This is a genomic window from Edaphobacter sp. 4G125 (genome assembly GCF_014274685.1).
Classification (GTDB): Bacteria; Acidobacteriota; Terriglobia; order Terriglobales; family Acidobacteriaceae; genus Edaphobacter.
Genome location: NZ_CP060393.1, coordinates 2,586,169 through 2,605,281, shown reverse-complemented (window position 1 = coordinate 2,605,281; position 19,113 = coordinate 2,586,169). Strand labels below are relative to the sequence as shown.

The following is a 19,113-nucleotide window of genomic DNA, read 5'->3' as shown; positions in this document are numbered from 1 at the left end:
GGAAAGATCGGGAGAGACATTCTGTCTTATTTGCGGTAGAACAGACTGCAACGTGAAAGTTTCCGTGAACCAAACTGATAGCCCACCGCAGTTTATCCAGGGGATGGGATTGTTCTCTGCGACGGCCATCGTGATGGGGTCGATGATCGGCTCGGGCATCTTTATTGTTCCCGCGGATATGTCTCGCGTGCTGCAGTCTCCGGCGCTGCTGATTGCGGCATGGCTGGTGACGGCGGTGATGACCATCATTGGAGCGTTAAGTTACGGGGAACTGGCTGCGATGATGCCGAAAGCAGGCGGCCAGTATGTCTATCTTCGTGAAGCCCTGGGGCCACTCTGGGGTTTTCTTTATGGGTGGACGCTCTTTCTGGTGATCCAGACGGGAACGATCGCCGCGGTTGGCGTTGCATTTGGCAAATTCCTCGGGGTCTTCGTTCCTTCTATCAACACGACTCATTGGCTTTGGCATATCGGGCATGTTCCTGCGTGGCACGTTGGGCCGATGGTGTTGGGCAATATGGACCTTGGGGTTAATACGGCCAATCTTGTTGCCATTCTCATCATCGTTTTTCTGACCTTTTTGAATACGCATGGCGTGAAGACGGGAGCGGCGGTCCAGAACCTCTTTACTTCGGCCAAGGTGCTAGCTCTGGCTGCTGTTGTTCTGGTCGGGGTTGTCGTTCGCGATCCGGCGGCCATTGCGGCGAACTTCGGTGCAGGCTGGAAAAGTTTCTGGGCCGGTGCAGGTTGGAATACGCTCCATGTATCCCAGTTCGGCGGAAGCGAGTATGTCGGATTGTTGACGATCCTGGCTGTTGTGCAGGTGGGATCACTGTTCAGCGCCGATGCCTGGAACAACGTGACGTTTACCGCAGGAGAGATTCGTAATCCGAAGCGCAACCTTCCGCTCTCGCTGGCGATTGGAACGGGCGTAGTACTGCTGCTCTACGTGCTCTGCAACTTTGTATACCTAAGCGTTCTTCCCTTGGCTGGCGATCCCCATGCCACTACGATTGCAGGACGCGGCATTCAGTTTGCCACCGAGGACCGGGTAGCAACGGCGGTGATGGAACGGGCTTTTGCCGGATACGGGGCGAAGCTGATGGCGATTGCGATCCTGATCTCGACCTTCGGATGCGTGAACGGAATGCTGTTGGCCGGGGCCCGGGTCTATTACGCCATGAGCCGCGACGGTCTGTTCTTCAAGTCGGTCGGAAAGTTGAGCGAGCGATCGAAGACGCCGGTCAACTCCCTTTGGGTGCAGTGTGGCTGGACGTGCCTTCTGTGCCTCTCGGGAAGTTACGCGCAACTTCTGGATTATGTGATCTTTGCGGTTCTGATCTTCTATATTCTTACGATTGCCGGTTTGTTTATTCTGCGCAGAACCCGACCGGAGGCCCCGCGGCCTTACCGGGCGATTGGGTATCCTGTGTTGCCGGCACTTTATGTAGTGATGGCGGCGTGGATTTGTTTTGTACTATTGCGTTACAAACCTCAATATACTTGGCCGGGGCTGTTCCTCGTTCTGCTTGGCGTTCCCGTGTACCTGGTATGGAGGCGGCAGGACGCAGCAGCTGGTGCAGAGGCCGCCGAACTAGAAACCACAGGGACGTAACCAAGGAGAGCTGAAGAACGAATATGTCGATGTTGTTTGCAAAAAAATCGATGGACCTTCTGATGAAGGAGGCCGAGGGCGAGGGAGAGAATACGCTGGAGCGTGCGCTGGGACCGTTTCAGCTGACGGCGCTCGGAGTCGGGGCCGTGATCGGCGCGGGCATTTTTGTGATGGCGGGCCTGGGGGCGCATTACGCAGGCCCGGGATTGATGCTCTCGTTTGTCCTTTCGGGTTTGGGTTGCGGATTCGCCGGCCTTTGCTATGCGGAGTTCGCGGCGATGATTCCGCTGGCCGGATCGGCTTACACCTACGCCTACGCGACGCTGGGCGAGTTGATTGCCTGGATCATCGGCTGGGACCTGACGCTGGAGTACGCCATGGGCGCGAGCACGGTCAGCTCGGGCTGGTCGAATAATTTTGTCGAGCTGCTCAATGTCTTCAACCTCAAGTTTCCGCTATGGCTGGCTTATGACCACTGGACGGGTTTGCGCAAGGCCATGGAGGAGGTAGGCCGGGACGTGATGTCTCGCAGTTTCCCATCTCTAGCACCCGGGTCGCAGGACTACATCAAGCAGATGAGTGAACTGATCGCCGCTCCTACAGCGGACATGGTGACCAGGGCACATCAGGTGCTTGGTGCTCCAACTCTCTTTGGGCACGAGATCGGTATCAATCTTCCCGCTCTTATCATTGCGCTCCTCATCACGACGGTGCTGGCGATCGGAATCAAGGAGTCGGCAAAGTTTAATTCGACGATCGTGGTAGTGAAGGTTGCCGTAGTGCTGTTTGTCATCGGGCTGGGCGCAAAGTATGTGCACCCCGGCAACTGGGGAACGAACTGGCACGAGTTCGCCCCGTTTGGCATGAGTGGCATTGGCGCTGCTGCGGCGTACATCTTCTTCGCATACATCGGTTTTGACGCAGTCTCAACGACGGCTCAGGAAGCGAAGAATCCGCAGCGCGACCTGCCGATCGGCATGATCGCCTCGCTGTTTGTCTGCACCCTGCTTTATATCGGCGTTGCGGCGGTGCTTACAGGCATGGTGCCATGGCAGTCGGTGAATATCGAAGCTCCGCTGGCCCGGGCATTTCTGGATCGCGAGCTAGTCTGGGCTTCGGACGTTATCGTGGTTGGTGCCTTGGCGGGCCTGACCTCTGTGATGCTGGTGATGCTGCTGGGGCAGACGCGCGTGCTCTACGCGATGGCCTCGGACGGACTGCTGCCGAAGAAGTTCTTCGCCGAGGTGCATCCCCGGTTCCGCACGCCGTTCAAGAACACCTTTCTGGTGGGAACCCTGGCGGGCGTTGTTGGAGCGGTAACCCCGATCGACGATATCGGCAAGATGGTGAACATCGGCACGCTGCTGGCGTTTGTAATCGTCTGCACCTCGATCCTTGTGCTGCGCAGAACCGATCCTGGGCGCCACCGCCCGTTCCGGACTCCCTGGGTGCCGTTTGTACCGGTCATGGGCATCCTTGCCAATGGCTACCTGATGGTCAAGTTGGGCTGGTTGAACTGGGCCCGGTTGATCGTATGGCTAGCGATCGGTCTGGTGGTGTACTTCACCTACAGTGTGAAGCACAGCCGGGTGCGGCAGCGTCTGACGAACTCCGTCGGAGTGAAGGGGTAGCCCCCTATCTTTTTGCTCAAAATATTTGAAACAAAGAAGATAGATCCGGACTTCCAAACAGAAAGACCCAGCCGTATGGCTGGGTCTTTCTGTTTATCTCCTGAAATCAGTGTAGCAAAGTAAACAGGGAAAACCTGCAATTTTGAAACGACTCTATTTGGCTTTTTATCAGTTGGTTAGAGGTTTTGGGGTGTTGACAAGGAATTCGTTTCGACAATCTTTAATGAGTTTGCGGGAAATTCGGTGATTTCTCCGCTTCGGCGGCTTCGCCACCTTCGGTCGAAATGACACCGAAGAAATGATGGCTTTTGGCTGTGCGATTCGATGACTACAAAAGAAATTTGTAGAACAGGCAGGGGACGGAATCGATCCTTCATCGTGGCCCTTCATGGAGGATGAAGATGAAGTGCAGATCCTTCGACTTCATCTGTGACGCTAAATTTCTCTTAGAATCACGCGGCGGTGGTTCTGTTCCTGATCGCTACATCGCGACTTCCTATTGGCTTGATGTGTCGATCCAACAAAGCATCTAACAGGATCGATTTGGGAAGATGAGGTTGAAGCGAGTTCAGAAGAGAGGTCTCTTTACGGATTTCTCACACGCTCCCTTGCAATAATGGAACTATGAAGCGGCGTGTTATCCGGCAGTATGAGCTTATCCGCAAGATTGGCGCGGGCGGCAGCGGGGTGGTCTTTCTCGCCAACGACACGCTGCTCCAGCGTCCGGTCGTTATCAAGCTGCTGCGGCGGGGAAATCTAACGATCGAGCAGATGCGCACGACGCAGCTGAGAGAGGCGCGGTTGGCTTCTGCCATTGATCATCCTAATGTCTGCGCGATCTATGACGTTGGAGAGGCTCCCGCTGAGTCGGGTGATGTGGAAGAAGCCTACATCGTGATGCAGTACATTCCCGGCAAATCGCTGGACAAGATCATCTCCGAGGGGCCTTCCAGCCTTCAGCTTGTACTTTCGGCCGGGATTCAGATTGCTGATGGTCTTTCTGCAGCGCACTCGCTCGGAATCTTTCATCGCGATCTAAAGCCTGCAAATGTCATGCTGACCGATGGCGGCCTGATCAAGATTCTCGATTTCGGCCTCGCACGTCGACTTTCACTGGATAAGGCGGACTTCGATCCTTCGGCCCCATCGGATCCGCGCTCGCTGCCACCGCTGGGTGCGACCTACACTGCGCGAGGAGGAACGATTGCCTACATGGCTCCGGAACAGTTTGTTACGGGCCAGTCGTCGGTGCAGTCCGATATCTTCGCCTTTGGGCTGATCCTTTATGAACTTGCGACGGGACGCCATCCCTTCCATCGGCCCGACGCGCCGGATTTTCAGACGATCCGCGCGACCCAGTTCGCCGATCCGCCTCCGTTGCGAGAGATCAATCCTGCACTGCCGGAGGAACTGGAAAGCGTGATTCTGCGCTGCCTCGAAAAGCAGCCTGCTGCACGTTTTGCCTCTGCCGCCGACGTTCGCGAAGCGCTGAAGACGATCATGCGCTCGATGCAGTTGGATTCGGTTTTGATGCCGGGGGGAGAGTCGCTTACGCTCCATTCGCAAAACCGAAAAGCATTGGAGACTCCGGAAGAGGAGAAGCGGACTACGGGAATCCTCTCCATGTTGGCCGAGCGTTTTCGCGAATCCGGAACTTCGACGACGAGTGCGAAGCAGGAGGCCAGCATCGTTGTTTTGCCATTCATCAACTACGGCCCGTCCGATGTGGCTCCGCTGTACGGTTATGCGCTTGCCGATGCCATAGCCACGCGTTTGGCGCGTATGAGTTCGCTGGTTGTTCGACCATCCAGCTCGCTGGCTTCTATTCCGACTCATCAGCTCGATCCGCTGAGTGTCGGGAAGAAGTTGTTGGTTGACTTTGTATTGGCAGGAAACTTCCTTCGTTCTGAAAAGGGATTCGATCTGAACTGGCAGTTGCTGGATGTTACTCGCCAGAGTGTTCGCGCCGGAGGCTCTATTAATGTGGCCTCCTTCGATCTGGTTCGGGTTCAGACGGAGATCTGCAACGAGGTCTTCAGTACACTTCAGGGGGTTGGTGGTCTTTATGGCCGGGAAAATGTGCATCGCCCTCCGTCGCTTTCGGAAGACTTTTCGGAAGAGTACCTACAGGCCCGTGCTTTGCTTTCTTCTTTTATGACCCGTACCGGGAGCCGGGATGATCTCGATCGTGCTCGAGAGCTCTTCGATTCGGTTATTAAAAGCAATGAGAATTACGCTCCAGCGTGGTCAGGCTTGGGGATAACGCAGCTCCAGTACACGCGCCATGGCCTGGGCGGACAGATGCATCTGCTGGAAGCGCGCCGCGCCTTCGATCGCGCGTTGCAGCTTGATCCGGGCTCGATCGAAGCGAATCTCTATCGCGTTTACATGCTGCTCTCGCGTGGAGAGAAAGAGTCTGCCCGTCACGGCATCGAGCATCTTCTGCAGACTGCCGGCAATGATTGGAACGTGCGCATGGTTGCCGGAATTACCCTGCGGTTCGATGGCATGTACGATGAGGCCCTGGACCAGTTCAATGCCTCGTTGCGTATGAATCCTTCCAACGCAGCGATGATCTACAACCATCGCGCCAGGGTCTACCAGTATCAGAACCAGCTGGAGCTGGCGGCGGACGAGATCGAGAAGGGACTTACTCTGGAGCCGCGTCAGCCTCTTTTGCGAATCTCGCTGGGCTATCAGCAGATGCGTACGGGGAATCTGCCAGCGGCCATTGAGACACTGGAAAGTGTTATTCGCGATGAAAAGTCGCTTCGTATTGTCTTTCCCACGATCGCGCTCTGCTACGTGCAGCTGGGAGATCGTGAGAAGGCCGCGACCTTCATCATTGATGAGACTCTTGCAGCTGCTGAAGCCGATAGCGAGATGGCCTATCGGCTTGCTACTTATTTTGCGGTGGATGGAGACGAGAGTGAGGCATTGCACTGGCTGCGCCGAGCCATCTACTTAGGGAACGAAAACTATCCCTGGTTCTCGAAGAATCCAGCGTGGAAACGGCTTTCGGGGCATACCGACTTCGAACGCATCCTGGAAGACCTGAAGAAGAGCTATCGCCGTAACCAGAAGAATTGGAAACGCCTGCTGTCTCAAGTGCGGGATTAGCGTAAAAAGTGCTTCAGCGAAAAGAAAAGAGTCCCTCAGCGGCTGAAGCCGCATTTGAAATCAAGCCTCTTGCGGCACGGCTAAAGCCGTGCCCTTAACAAAACAGAGGTTTTTCAACCGCTCTTAAAACATGTTGATAGCTGGAGAAGCGGATTTCTCCACTTCGGCGGCTTTGTCGCCTTCGGTTGAAATGACACGATATCGGAGATTGAAACCTAAAACTCAACTCTTCAGCGCGAAGCATAAAAAAGGCGAGCCAAAAAGGCTCGCCTTAAATCAGGAGAAAACAACTAGTTGGTAGTTGCGACGGCAGGCTGGGTATTCATGGCCATCCCGGCGTTGGTATTGGAATGAAGCGGTTTCAGCATAATGGGGCTGGTGAGGCTGAAGACGAGCCGGGAATCCTTGTCCAGCGTGGCCTGACGCTCCTGCTTCAGCCACATTACGGTGCTGGCGCCTGCGCCAATGCCTGCTCCGACGACTGCACCAACGCCGCCCCCTATCATTGCGCCTGCGACGGCTCCGCTGCCAGTCGCGAGGGCCGTGACAGCGAGTGTCTCCTTGGCGCGATCACGGCGCTTCAGCGTGCCTTCGCGGTCGATGTTGAAGCTGCCTAAAGTGGTGTCGATCAACTGGGCGTGAACGACGTACATGGTGCCGTCGGGCAAGGTGACGCTTTCGGGTTCCAGGTGCAGGGAGGCAGCTCCTGAGATACGACGACCGGCGTGCACGGAGGTGACTTGTCCTTCAAGGATGGACCCGATGGGAATGATTACGCGGCCATTATTTGTAATCGGCTCCATGATCTCGGCCGTAAATTTCGTTCCGGGAGCAGTCGTCTCAGTAGAGAGAGTTTCCTGCATCCGGACGCGCAACAGTGTTCCTTCATTAAGCTCGCCTTCGCGCTCGGGCACGCTCGTCACAATCTGCGCATCGACATCCTGATCCGAGGCGGAAGTGGCCGTTGCTGTCGTCGTTACAGCTCCTGCATAGGGCACGTAAGGACCATAGCCATCATTAGCCTTGTCGGCTTTGGCGGCTGAGGGCTTTGCCTGGGTCAACGGGCGACGCGTAGATTCTGCCTCAGGCCTTGCCTGAACCGCAGCATCGCCGTTATCAGCGTCGATTGTGACGGGTTCCGGGTTGGAGACACCGGTTCGCGCGGTCTGTGCTGCAAGCGGAAGAGCCGCGGTCATCAACACGGCTGCAGGAATCATCCGAATCTTCATGGGGTCAACATCCTCCCGAACGGGTCATAGCACGTGGTGCACGTGCAACCGTTCCTGAAACGAGTTTAAGAGCTTGCGAAGCTCAATTGCGTAAATCCCTGGGAGGGGAATCGAGGCTGCTACTACATTCCAAAACACCTGTACATGTCTGTAGTTGCATTTCCATGCAGTTCACGCGGAGCCCTGAGTTCCTTTGCTAGAATCCAAAAAGTGAGTTTCTCCGGCGCAAAGATCGTGGAGACAATCGGTTTAGCTGGCGGTCAGACCTTTTTTGTGGACCGCCGTCCGAAGCTCAACGAGCGCCTTACGCACCGTATTGTTCCCGAAACCTTCGGATCACCCAACGACAGGAGCAACATGACTGAGATCGTCTCGATACATGCCCGCGAAATTCTTGACTCCCGCGGCAACCCCACTGTTGAAGCTGACGTCGTTCTCGACGGCGGAGCCCGTGGCCGTGCAGCCGTTCCCAGCGGCGCATCCACTGGAGAGCATGAAGCTGTTGAACTGCGCGATGGCGATAAAGAGCACTACCTCGGAAAAGGCGTTCTCAAAGCAGTTGAGAATGTGGAGTCGATTCTCGCACCTGAGCTTACGGGCATGGACGCCTCGAATCAGCGCCTGATCGATGCGACGATGATTGCTATCGACGGAACGGAGAACAAGTCCAAGCTGGGTGCGAATGCTATCCTCGCGGTCTCGATGGCTGTCGCCCGCGCTTCGGCTGATGCTCTCAAGTTGCCGCTCTACCGCTACCTGGGAGGCGTCAATGCGTGCATTCTCCCCACACCCATGATGAACATTCTTAACGGTGGTTCCCATGCCGACTCCAATGTCGACTTTCAGGAGTTCATGGTGATGCCCGTTGGTGCAGAGAGCTTCTCCGATGCGCTTCGCTGGGGAACCGAAGTCTTCCACACCCTGAAGGGCGTACTTAAGAAGAAGGGCTACAACACGGCGGTTGGCGACGAAGGTGGCTTTGCTCCGAATCTGAAGTCCAACGAAGAGGCTGTCGATCTCATCCTTGAGGCAATTCAGCTCGCAGGCTATGAACCCGGCGAAGATATCGCCATTGCGCTTGACCCCGCCTCGAGTGAGTTTTATGACAAAGAAAAAGGGAAGTACATCTTCAAGAAGTCTGACAAACGTGAGCTAAGCTCTGCCGAGATGGCTGCTTTCTGGCAGGACTGGACCCAGCGTTATCCCATCATCTCGATCGAAGATGGTCTTGCTGAAGACGATTGGGACGGTTGGAAGATCCTGACCTCGGCAATTGGCGATAAGGTCCAGCTGGTTGGTGATGATCTCTTTGTTACCAATACGCGCCGGTTGCAGCAGGGCATTGAGCAGAAGGTTGCAAACTCCATTTTGATCAAGGTGAATCAGATCGGCACGGTTTCCGAGACACTCGATGCCATCGAGCTTGCCCGTCGTTATGGCTATACCTCGATCATCAGCCATCGCTCCGGTGAAACAGAGGACACCTTCATTGCTGACCTGGCTGTTGGTACCGGAGCCGGACAGATTAAGACGGGATCGGCCTCGCGTACTGACCGCATCGCGAAATACAACCAGCTTCTCCGTATCGAAGAAGAGCTTGGACAGGCTGCCCAGTTCCTCGGTATTGAATCAGTGAACTTCGGCGAATAGCCGGTTTGTTCTGTATGCGCCGGTGCCTTTGTGCATCGGCGCATTGTTTTTAAATTCGATTTACAGAAGGAGAGACGACGCTCTTCCGAAACCTGTCATCCTACTCACAAGTACCCACTTTTAGGCCAGGGTCGCTGCGTTCTGCGGTGTATCTTGGTTGGTGCACGCCGGTCAAAAGGAGCAGTGATATGCAGCTTGGCATGGTAGGTCTGGGAAGAATGGGCGCGAACATGGTTCGCCGCCTCGCAGCTCACGGACACGAATGTGTCGTCTATGATCGCTCTGCCGATGCCGTTGCCAGCCTTGCAAAAGAGAAGGGAATCACGGGTGCTTCCTCTCCTGAAGACCTCATCGCCAAACTGACTCCCCCTCGCCCTATCTGGCTCATGATTCCTGCCGGCGCTGTTGATCCCGTTATCGCCCAGTTTGTTCCGCATCTTCAGGCAGGAGACATCCTCATCGATGGTGGAAACTCCTATTACATCGACGATATCCGCCGCTCGAAAGAGCTTGCCTCCAAAAATATTCACTATGTTGATGTGGGGACCAGCGGAGGCGTCTGGGGGCTTGAGCGCGGCTACTGCATGATGATCGGCGGCGAGGACAACATCGTCCAGCATCTCGATCCCATCTTCCAGGTCATCGCACCCGGTCCGGGCGACGTCCCCCGTACACCTGACTTCAGCAAAATCGGCGGCACCGCTGAGCAGGGATATCTCCATTGCGGCTCCAATGGAGCCGGTCACTTCGTTAAGATGGTTCACAACGGAATTGAATACGGCATCATGGCTGCTTATGCCGAGGGACTGAACGTTCTAAAAGGAGCCAATATCGGCAAACACACCGAAGAGATCGACGCGGAGACTACTCCGTTGCGCGATCCCGAACATTATCAGTACGACTTCAATCTTCCTGCGATCACCGAGGTTTGGCGGCGCGGCTCAGTCATCGCCTCCTGGTTGCTTGACCTGACTGCCGCTGCTCTGGTTGAAGACCCGCAACTCTCTAAATTTGGAGGCCGCGTCTCCGACTCCGGCGAAGGCCGCTGGACGATTAAGGCGAGTATCGACGAAGGCATACCAACTCCGGTTCTCACCACGGCTCTTTACGAACGCTTCAGTTCACGCGGTCTGGCGGATTTTTCCGATAAGCTTCTTTCTGCCATGCGTTATGAATTTGGCGGACACCTTGAAAAACCTGCCAACAAATAAACTGCAAGCCATAAGGAGAGACACGATCTTGAGCGCGCAAGCCCCGACCATCCATCCTGCCATTCAATCCGACGCCCTTGTCTTCTTTGGGGCTACTGGCGATCTTGCCTACAAGAAAATCTTTCCCGCTCTCCAGGCAATGGTTAAGCGCGGTCACCTCAATGTACCTGTCATTGGTGTCGCCAAAGCCGGTTGGAATCTCGATCAGCTCAAGGCCCGTGCCAAGGACTCCCTTGAGCAGCACGGTGGCCTCGACCCTGACGCGTACCAAAAGCTCTGTTCGCTCCTCCGCTATGTTGATGGCGACTATGCCGATTCAGCCACCTTTACTGCTGTGCGTAAGGAACTAGGCTCGGCCCAGCATCCCGCTCACTATCTCGCGATCCCGCCCTCTCTCTTTGAAGAGGTTGTCGAGCAGCTGGTTCAATCCGGTTCAGCAAAGGGAGCACGCATGATTGTCGAGAAGCCCTTCGGTCACGACCTTGCCTCTGCTCAAGAGCTGAACCGAGTCCTCCACTCCGCATTTCCTGAATCCGCAATCTTTCGCATCGATCACTATCTCGCCAAGGGACCCGTGCACAACATGGTTTCCTTTCGCTTTTCGAATGCTTTTCTCGAACCGCTTTGGCATCGCGACTACATTGAAAGTATTCAGATCACCATGGCCGAAAATTTCGGTATCCAGGGACGCGGAGCTTTCTACGACCAGAACGGAGCGATCCGCGATGTCATCGAAAATCACATCTTCCAACTCATGTGCAATCTTGCCATGGAGTGTCCCGCTCGTCGTGACAGCGACTCGATCCGCGACGAGAAGGTAAAGGTCCTCAAAGCGATTCCTCCCATCCAAGCCTGCAATCTGGTCCGTGGCCAGTTCAACGGCTATAAGGATGAGAAAGGTGTAGCTCCTGATTCCACTGTCGAAACCTACGCCGCTCTCCGACTCGAAATTAAAAACTGGCGTTGGGATGGTGTGCCTTTCTATATCCGCGCCGGTAAAAATCTTCCCACCACTTGCACCGAAGTCGTCGCCCGCCTTCGCCGTCCACCTCAGACCAACCTTACCGATCCCGCTCCGCAGAACTATATGCGTTTCCGTATTCTCCCTGAGATGACCATCGCTCTTGCTGTCTCCGTTGCTGCTGCCGATGAAAATGGGCAGCGCTCTCTGGTTGAGCTAGAAGCCTGTCGTCATCCTCGTTCGGAGGAGATGGAGGCTTATGAGCGCGTGATTACCGATGCGATGGCAGGAGATTCAACTCTCTTTGCTCGTCAGGATTATGTCGAAGAGGCCTGGCGTATCGTCGATCCTGTTCTTAAAATCAACACTCCCGTCTATCCCTACGTGTCCAACACCTGGGGGCCTGCTGATGTTCCCAGCGAATCTCTAAGCAACGTCACTCCTCCTGGTGGCTGGCAATCTCCGCTAGCCGAGACCGCGGACAGCTTCCATGCCGTTTCGTGATTCAGGGGACAAGCCTTGCGAATCCGCGGGATTTGCGCCGTGAACGGTGTGTTGCTAAGCTCCGTCGTCTAAATATTTTGCATACTTTTGGGCGCGGAGAAGTGGTTGAAGAGGGGAGTGTGTCCGTACATCGCGCAATCGCTCAGCAGAGCACCCGAGGTTGCTGTTAGAATCTATTAAATCCACTCCTCGGAGAGGCAATGCAGGCAATCTTGGCGCTCGAAGACGGGCGTATCTTTCGCGGCAAAAGCTTTGGCGCAAGAGCGGAATGCTCTGGCGAAGTGGTCTTCAATACATCACTCACTGGCTACCAGGAGATTTTTACCGATCCTTCCTACGCCGGCCAGATCGTCGTTTTGACCAATCCTCACATCGGCAACTACGGGACTACACCCCACGATGCAGAGTCGAGAAAACCCTTTATTGAAGGGCTGGTTACACGCGAATTTTCTCCAGTCAGCTCTAACTGGCGATCTACCCAGGTCGCTGATGAATATCTTGAGCGATATGGCGTTCCTGTCATCGCTGAGGTCGACACCCGCGCTATCGTGCGTCACCTTCGCGCGAACGGAGTGATGCGTGGTGTCATCGCCAGCGGCGACAATTTGGACGTAGACGCGCTCGTCGCGAAGGCCCGCTCTATCCCCAAAATGGACGGGACAGATCTTGCGAGTGTTGTTACCACGAAGGAACCCTACAAGTGGGATGCGACCGAACCGAAGAACCAGACCGGCGATCCGTTGCTGAAGCCTGCTGTTGAAGGCGATACGCTGCATGTGGTCGCCTACGACTTCGGCATCAAACAAAACATTTTGCGTATGCTGGCGCGCGAAAACATCGACATTACGGTGGTTCCAGCCAGAACGCCAGCCGAGGAAGTACTCGCGCTCAACCCCGATGGTGTCTTCTTTTCGAACGGCCCCGGCGATCCCGAGCCACTCGACTATGCAATTGAGAACGTGAAGAAGCTGCAGGGGAAGAAGCCTATCTTTGGAATCTGCCTCGGCCATCAGATCTTTGGCCTCGCACTTGGCGGGAAGACCTACAAGCTGAAGTTTGGCCACCATGGCGGCAATCACCCGATCATGAATCATCGGACGGGTAAGGTCGAGATCACGGCGCAGAACCACAATTTCAATGTCGATCCCGATTCGCTGCCCGAGAACGTTGAGAAGACTCACACGAACCTTAACGATCAGACGCTCGCCGGCCTTCGCCATAAAACCGATCCGATGTTCAGCGTCCAGTATCATCCCGAGGCCAGCCCCGGGCCGCATGACTCTCACTATCTCTTCCAGGACTTCCGCAAGATGATGGAAGAGTGGAAGAAGTAATTTTGGTTTCAGGCATTAGACAAAGGGCGCGAAGCAAGCGCCCTTTGAAACGCCAGTAGGATTCAGCAACAAGAAAGACGTAAAGATGCCACGTAGAAATGACATCGCGAAGATTCTTGTGATCGGCTCCGGGCCGATCGTCATTGGTCAGTCGGCAGAGTTCGACTATTCCGGCACCCAGGCCTGTAAGGCACTTAAAGCCGAAGGGTATGAAGTCGTTCTGATCAATTCGAACCCGGCATCCATCATGACCGATCCTGAAGTAGCCGACCGCACGTACATTGAGCCTTTGAGCGCGGCATATCTTGAGGAGATCATCCGCATCGAATCCGAGATGATGCAGCCCGGTTCGGGCAAGTTTGCTGTTCTGCCCACGGTTGGCGGACAGACTGCCTTGAACCTTGCAGTCGATCTCGCCGACTCCGGCTTTCTCGAAAAGCACGGCGTAGAGCTGATCGGCGCCAAACTCGAAGCCATCAAGAAGGCTGAGGACCGTCTGCTGTTCAAGGATGCGATGAACAAGATCGGCCTCGATATGCCGAAGTCGCAGCTTGTGAACACTGTGAGCGCTGGACTCGAGTTCACCGCCAAGATTGGTTTCCCTGCGGTCATTCGCCCCAGCTTTACGCTCGGCGGCTCCGGCGGCGGCATTGCCTACAACCGCGAAGAGATGACCGAGATCCTCACTCGCGGCCTCGATCTGAGTCCAGTTCATGAGTGTTTGATTGAGGAGAGTGTACTCGGTTGGAAGGAGTATGAACTTGAGGTTGTTCGCGATCTCAAGGACAACGTCATCATCATCTGCTCGATCGAGAACTTCGATCCAATGGGAGTTCACACGGGTGACTCCATTACCGTCGCCCCCGCCCAGACACTCACGGATCGCGAATATCAGGTGATGCGTAACGCGGCGATCAACGTCATCCGCGAGATCGGTGTCGAGACTGGCGGAAGCAACGTGCAGTTCGCGGTCAATCCTCTGACCGGCCGCATGACGGTTATCGAGATGAACCCACGCGTCTCGCGCTCTTCTGCACTTGCTTCAAAGGCTACGGGCTTTCCCATTGCGAAGATCGCGGCTCGGCTCGCTGTTGGTTACACGCTCGATGAGATTCAGAACGACATTACCAAGGCGACGCCTGCCTGCTTCGAGCCGACCATCGACTACGTGGTGGTGAAGATTCCGAAGTGGCAGTTTGAGAAGTTCCCTGGAGCTGATGAGACACTAGGGCCCCAGATGAAGTCTGTCGGTGAGGTCATGGCTATCGGCCGTACCTTCAAAGAAGCCATGATGAAGGCTGTTCGCTCGCTCGAGACCGGCAAGAAAGCCACTGCCGACGACATCGAGCCGCGTCGCCTGACGCAGCGCCTAGTTACACCGCATCCGGAGCGTCTCGCCTACATTCGCTATGCCTTCGAGCGCGGAATGACTGTGCGCGAAGTCGCTCGCATCACCACGATGGATCCGTGGTTTTTGCACCAGATCAAGCAGATCACCGATGAGATCAAAGCAATTGGTAGGGTGAGCTTCGATCAGGTTACGGCAGATCAGCTTCGTACTGCGAAACGCATGGGCATCTCGGACGAGCGTCTCGCCGCGGTCTGGGGGCTTACCGGAGCAGAAGGAACGACAAAGGTGCGTGAGCTGCGCCGGAAGCTGGGAGTAATGCCGGTTTACAAGCTGGTCGATACCTGCGCCGCGGAGTTCGAGAGTTTTACACCGTATCTCTATAGCTGCTATGACGAAGAGGATGAAGCTACTCCAACCTCGAAGAAGAAGATCATCATCCTGGGGAGTGGACCCAATCGCATCGGGCAAGGAATTGAGTTCGACTACTGCTGCTGTCACGCAGCCTTCGCATTGCGTGAAGACGGCTATGAGACCATCATGGTCAACTGCAATCCCGAGACTGTTTCGACTGATTACGACACCAGCGACCGCCTGTACTTTGAGCCGCTGACGCTTGAGGATGTCCTTTCGGTCTATGAACACGAGGCAACTTCCGGCGCAGAGATTGGGATGATCGTGCAGTTTGGTGGCCAGACGCCGTTGAATCTTTCGCTGCCTTTGAAGAAGGCTGGCGTGCCGATCATCGGGACCTCGCCAGAGTCGATTGACCTTGCGGAAGATCGCAAACGCTTCGGAAAGTTGATCGAGGATCTTGGAATTCCTCAGCCTCAGGGCGCCATGGCGACCAGCGTCGGAGAGGCAGTTGCTGGAGCCAACCGTGTTGGATATCCCGTGCTGGTGCGGCCTTCCTATGTGCTCGGTGGTCGTGCGATGGTTATCGCCTATGATGATGCCGATGTCGTGCGTTACATGACGACTGCAATTGAGTACTCGCAGGAACGCCCGGTTCTCATTGACCACTTCCTCGAAGATACGACCGAGGTTGACGTCGATGCATTGTGCGATGGAGATGATGTCGTGATTGCGGGCATCATGGAACACATCGAAGAGGCTGGTATTCACTCTGGAGACTCCTCCTGTGTTCTTCCCGCGGTGGATCTTGCGCCCGAAGTCCTGGAGACGATTCGTGACTATACCCGTAAGTTGGCCAAGGCGCTTGAGGTTCGCGGTCTGGTCAACATTCAGTTTGCGATCCAACGTGGCAAGGTTTATGTGATCGAGGTCAATCCGCGTGCCTCGCGAACCGTGCCGTATGTTTCGAAGGCGACTGGAATTCCATTGGCGAAGATCGCTTCGCGCATCATGGTCGGTCAGAAGCTCAAGCAGCTGCTACCGGAGCAGGTTGCTTCGGGCAAGGATCTCGGCACTGGCGAACACTTCTTCGTCAAATCGCCGGTCTTCCCGTGGGGCAAGTTCCAGGGAGTTGACCCGGTACTGGGGCCGGAGATGCGTTCCACCGGCGAGGTCATGGGGGTTGCGGACAACTTCGGAGAAGCTTTCGCCAAGGCCCAGATCGCTGCTGGCCAACATCTTCCGTTGAAGGGGACCGTCTTCCTGAGCGTCAACGATCACGACAAGAAGGGCGTTGTCACTCTTGCCCGGCAGTTTGTCGAGATGGGCTTCCATCTGGTGGCGACTCATGGAACCGCCGAGGTGCTCGAAGCCGCAGGGTTGCAGCCGGAGCGGGTCTACAAGGTAAAAGAAGGACGACCCAATGTCGTCGACCTGATCAAGGGTGGACGAATTCAGATGATCATCAATACACCGCGCGGGCAGGACACTTTCTTCGACGAGAAGGCGATCCGGAGAGCGGCAGTGCAGGGGAGAATCCCGACCATTACGACGCTGGCCGCTGCCCGTGCTGCGGCTGAGGGCATCTCGGCCCTTCAGCGCGGAACGCTGAGCGTCTTTGCCTTGCAGGCTCTTCATGCTGACCGTGGAGAAAGGAACTAGCCATGCTGCTGGAAGGCGTTCATATTCCGCTGACGACTCCGTTTTATCCGGATGGCAAGCTGAACCTGCGCAAGCTCGAGCATAATGTGGATCGCTACTCTCGCACTCCGGCCGCGGGCATGGTGGTGCTGAGCTCGATCGGCGAGCCGGAGACGCTATCGGATGTCGAGACCCGTGAGACGTTAGCGACAGCTCTCGGAGCAGCTGGCGAGACGAAGGTGATGATCGCTGGCATCGCGTGTGGCAGCGTTGCGACTGCGCTGGATCTCGTTGGGTTTGTCGCAACTGCTGGTTATGATGCAGTTCTAGTGAAGCGGCCAGCGTTGTTGGGCGAGGGACAGCTACGCGAGACAGTGACCTTCTTCCAGGCGGTGGCGGACCGTTCTCCGATTCCGGTGATTCTTGATTCGGCTTCGTTGGCTTCGCTTGCAGCCGAAGCTGTCGCTGAGCTTTCTTCACACTCCAATGTGATCGGCCTGTTCGATGGGGATACTTCTGTTGCACGGATCGAACAGGTTCGCGCTGCGACTTCGACTGTGAAGCGTGAAGCTATAGTGACGACCGTCTTTGCTGCGGTTACGAGGCGCATGCTCGCGGTCAAGGAGCAGGCGGGTGCCGCGACCTTTGTTGCCGCAGAAAGCCTCGGTGGCGGCGCAGCCGTAGCAACCGCTCCGCCACGGCCAGCGATCAAGACTCGTACTAAAGCGGTAGGGTTCCAGGTGGTTGCAGCCAGCTCGGCGGGTATGTTGGCGGGGCTTCGGGCCGGGGCTGTTGGGGTTATGCCCGCGTTTGCGGCTGCAGCTCCTCAGGCGTCGTATGAGGTCTATGCGGCCTGGAAGGACGATGATCAGCCTCTTGCGGATGAGAAGCAGCTTAGAATCACTTCGGCAATTGCCCAGGTTGAGGTCGAGCTTGGAGTTCCCGGAATCCGCTATGCCTCTGATCTCAATGGATATTTTGGCGGACGCCCTCGGCTTCCTCTGCTGCCATTGACCGGCCCAGAACGGGCGGCTGTGGAGCAGGTGATGGACGGAATCCGAAACTGATTCTCAGGTTTAGACTTATCTGTCTGGGCCGCAGCGTAACTTTTTGACCAGAAATACGTTTGATTAGGGTGAGAAGTTTTGCTGGAGGAAGCATGAATCAGCGCAGTATTTTCTGGAGATGGTTTGGTGTGGCGGTCGTTGCTGTGGGTTTGACGGCGACGGGCTATCCCCAGCAAAAAACTGTCTCCGATGCCCAGGTCGAAGCAGATGTTTTGAAGTCTCTGGCTGGGGTGCCGGAGTTGGCGGATCAGGCCATCGGTTCTTCGACCGTCTATGGCACGGTGACCCTGAGCGGTTCTGTAGCTTCCGAAGCCCTGAGAAGCAAGGCCGAGCAGGCGGTTGCGAATACTCCCGGAGTTAAGAAGGTCGTCGATGAGCTTGTGATTGGGACCCCAGCGCCGACTACGGGTGTCTCGCAGCCACCGGAGGACACTGCCGATGACGCCATGGACCAGAACCAACCGATGGATGGTTCGATGGCACAGGGCGCTCCTGAGCCTCAGGCTCCGCCGCAGCCGCAGGGCGCTCCGATACCTCCTGCGCCGAGAGGTGCTCCTGCTCCGATCGAGCAATCGCAGGGATATCCTAATTATCCTTATCCCACAGCGCAGCAACCCAGACAGCCTTATCGGGTGCAACAGCAGGCAGGGCAATCTGTGATTGTTCCTGCGGGCTCAATGATCCGGATTCGCATTAATCAGGCGATGGACAATCGTCACACGCAGCCTGGAACTCCCTTTGACGGCGTCGTGTTGAACGATGTGCTCGCAAACGGCATGGTTGCGATTCCGCGTGGAGCGATGGTGCAAGGGCGCGTTTCCGAAAGCCAGCCCAGCGGCGACTTCCGAGGACGCGGAATCATCGCTCTTGAGCTCAACCAGGTGGTCCTGGAAGGGCGTCCTTATCCGTTGGCCACAGAGTCGTGGTCGCATCAGGGATATGACAAGACCGGCAACACGGTAGGAGCGACTGCCGGACTGGGTGCAACCGGCGCGGCGATTGGAGCGGTCGCGGGTGGTGGGCCGGGAGCAGCGCTTGGAGCCGTCATCGGTGCGATCGTCGGGCTCGGAGCCTCTTCAGCTTCGCATCAGGGAGACGCCACAGTACCCGCAGAGGCGATTGTGAGTTTCCGGCTTAGCCAACAGGCGGCGTTGCAGACGGTCTCGCAGGCCGAATTGGATCGGCTTGGCGCCGGACTTCCTCCCGCTCCGGGAGGCCCTCAGGGAATGAGAAGGCGGTATGCATATCCACCTCCTCCGCCTCCGCCACCCTACTACTACGGACCTGCTTACTACCCTTATCCGTACCCGTACTACTATCCCCGTTACTATCGCTAAGTGAAAGGTCCGGAGCCCGGGCCTTCACTCGAACTCAGCCCCTCCGTCATTTGTGTGCAAAGTATTCGAAATATTTAGCTTAGGCCTGTACTTCAGGGGATGACCTCAGCG

At 56.1% G+C, this 19,113-nt stretch carries 11 protein-coding genes; 10 read left to right on the top strand and 1 reads right to left on the bottom strand.

The annotated features are described in order from the left end of the window. Positions 1 to 103: 103 nt before the first annotated feature. The 3 genes from H7846_RS10930 (at position 104) to H7846_RS10920 (ending at position 6,366) form a co-directional block, all read left to right on the top strand. Positions 104 to 1,615, top strand: coding sequence for an APC family permease (locus H7846_RS10930; RefSeq protein ID WP_186696320.1), 1,512 nt, complete (start codon positions 104 to 106; stop codon positions 1,613 to 1,615). Between the two features lie 23 nt (positions 1,616 to 1,638). Beyond that, positions 1,639 to 3,246: an amino acid permease gene (locus tag H7846_RS10925; protein ID WP_186692089.1), complete on the top strand. Its 1,608-nt coding sequence runs from the start codon at positions 1,639 to 1,641 to the stop codon at positions 3,244 to 3,246. Positions 3,247 to 3,870: 624 nt separating this feature from the next. Next, positions 3,871 to 6,366 (top strand): serine/threonine-protein kinase, encoded by a 2,496-nt coding sequence (locus H7846_RS10920; protein WP_186692087.1) that lies wholly within the window; start codon positions 3,871 to 3,873, stop codon positions 6,364 to 6,366. A gap of 290 nt (positions 6,367 to 6,656) precedes the next feature. Here H7846_RS10920 and H7846_RS10915 read toward each other — a convergent pair whose 3' ends face one another. Further along, a complete protein-coding gene (locus H7846_RS10915) occupies positions 6,657 to 7,595 on the bottom strand; it encodes a hypothetical protein (RefSeq protein WP_186692085.1) in 939 nt (312 codons plus the stop codon). A 357-nt stretch (positions 7,596 to 7,952) separates the two neighbouring features. On the opposite strand from H7846_RS10915, the gene eno reads away from it, so the two are divergent. From eno to H7846_RS10880, 7 genes are all read left to right on the top strand, one after another. Further along, a complete protein-coding gene (gene eno / locus H7846_RS10910; protein WP_186696319.1) occupies positions 7,953 to 9,245 on the top strand; it encodes a phosphopyruvate hydratase in 1,293 nt (430 codons plus the stop codon). Positions 9,246 to 9,433: 188 nt separating this feature from the next. Beyond that, positions 9,434 to 10,456, top strand: coding sequence for a phosphogluconate dehydrogenase (NAD(+)-dependent, decarboxylating) (gnd, locus tag H7846_RS10905; protein ID WP_186692083.1), 1,023 nt, complete (start codon positions 9,434 to 9,436; stop codon positions 10,454 to 10,456). A gap of 28 nt (positions 10,457 to 10,484) precedes the next feature. Further along, complete coding sequence (gene zwf, locus H7846_RS10900; RefSeq protein WP_255460560.1) at positions 10,485 to 11,921, top strand: glucose-6-phosphate dehydrogenase; 1,437 nt, start codon at positions 10,485 to 10,487, stop codon at positions 11,919 to 11,921. Positions 11,922 to 12,121: 200 nt separating this feature from the next. Further along, on the top strand, positions 12,122 to 13,255 hold the full coding sequence (gene carA, locus H7846_RS10895; protein ID WP_186692079.1) for a glutamine-hydrolyzing carbamoyl-phosphate synthase small subunit: 1,134 nt from the start codon (positions 12,122 to 12,124) through the stop codon (positions 13,253 to 13,255). 85 nt (positions 13,256 to 13,340) lie between these two features. Further along, the gene (carB, locus tag H7846_RS10890) at positions 13,341 to 16,619 is read left to right on the top strand and encodes a carbamoyl-phosphate synthase large subunit (RefSeq protein ID WP_186692076.1); all 3,279 of its coding nucleotides are present in this window, start codon (positions 13,341 to 13,343) and stop codon (positions 16,617 to 16,619) included. Positions 16,620 to 16,621: 2 nt separating this feature from the next. Continuing rightward, on the top strand, positions 16,622 to 17,665 hold the full coding sequence (locus H7846_RS10885) for a dihydrodipicolinate synthase family protein (RefSeq protein ID WP_186692067.1): 1,044 nt from the start codon (positions 16,622 to 16,624) through the stop codon (positions 17,663 to 17,665). 92 nt (positions 17,666 to 17,757) lie between these two features. Continuing rightward, on the top strand, positions 17,758 to 19,002 hold the full coding sequence (locus tag H7846_RS10880; protein WP_186692065.1) for a BON domain-containing protein: 1,245 nt from the start codon (positions 17,758 to 17,760) through the stop codon (positions 19,000 to 19,002). The last annotated feature ends 111 nt before the right edge of the window (positions 19,003 to 19,113 follow it).

Excerpts from the sequence above, each read along its gene's own strand:
- H7846_RS10920 (WP_186692087.1), top strand. The coding sequence starts at position 3,871 with ATGAAGCGGCGTGTTATCCGGCAGTATGAGCTTATCCGCAAGATTGGC.
- carA (WP_186692079.1), top strand. The coding sequence starts at position 12,122 with ATGCAGGCAATCTTGGCGCTCGAAGACGGGCGTATCTTTCGCGGCAAA.
- gnd (WP_186692083.1), top strand. The coding sequence starts at position 9,434 with ATGCAGCTTGGCATGGTAGGTCTGGGAAGAATGGGCGCGAACATGGTT.
- carB (WP_186692076.1), top strand. The coding sequence starts at position 13,341 with ATGCCACGTAGAAATGACATCGCGAAGATTCTTGTGATCGGCTCCGGG.
- H7846_RS10930 (WP_186696320.1), top strand. The coding sequence starts at position 104 with ATGGGATTGTTCTCTGCGACGGCCATCGTGATGGGGTCGATGATCGGC.
- H7846_RS10925 (WP_186692089.1), top strand. The coding sequence starts at position 1,639 with ATGTCGATGTTGTTTGCAAAAAAATCGATGGACCTTCTGATGAAGGAG.
- H7846_RS10885 (WP_186692067.1), top strand. The coding sequence starts at position 16,622 with ATGCTGCTGGAAGGCGTTCATATTCCGCTGACGACTCCGTTTTATCCG.
- eno (WP_186696319.1), top strand. The coding sequence starts at position 7,953 with ATGACTGAGATCGTCTCGATACATGCCCGCGAAATTCTTGACTCCCGC.
- H7846_RS10880 (WP_186692065.1), top strand. The coding sequence starts at position 17,758 with ATGAATCAGCGCAGTATTTTCTGGAGATGGTTTGGTGTGGCGGTCGTT.
- H7846_RS10915 (WP_186692085.1), bottom strand. The coding sequence starts at position 7,595 with ATGAAGATTCGGATGATTCCTGCAGCCGTGTTGATGACCGCGGCTCTT.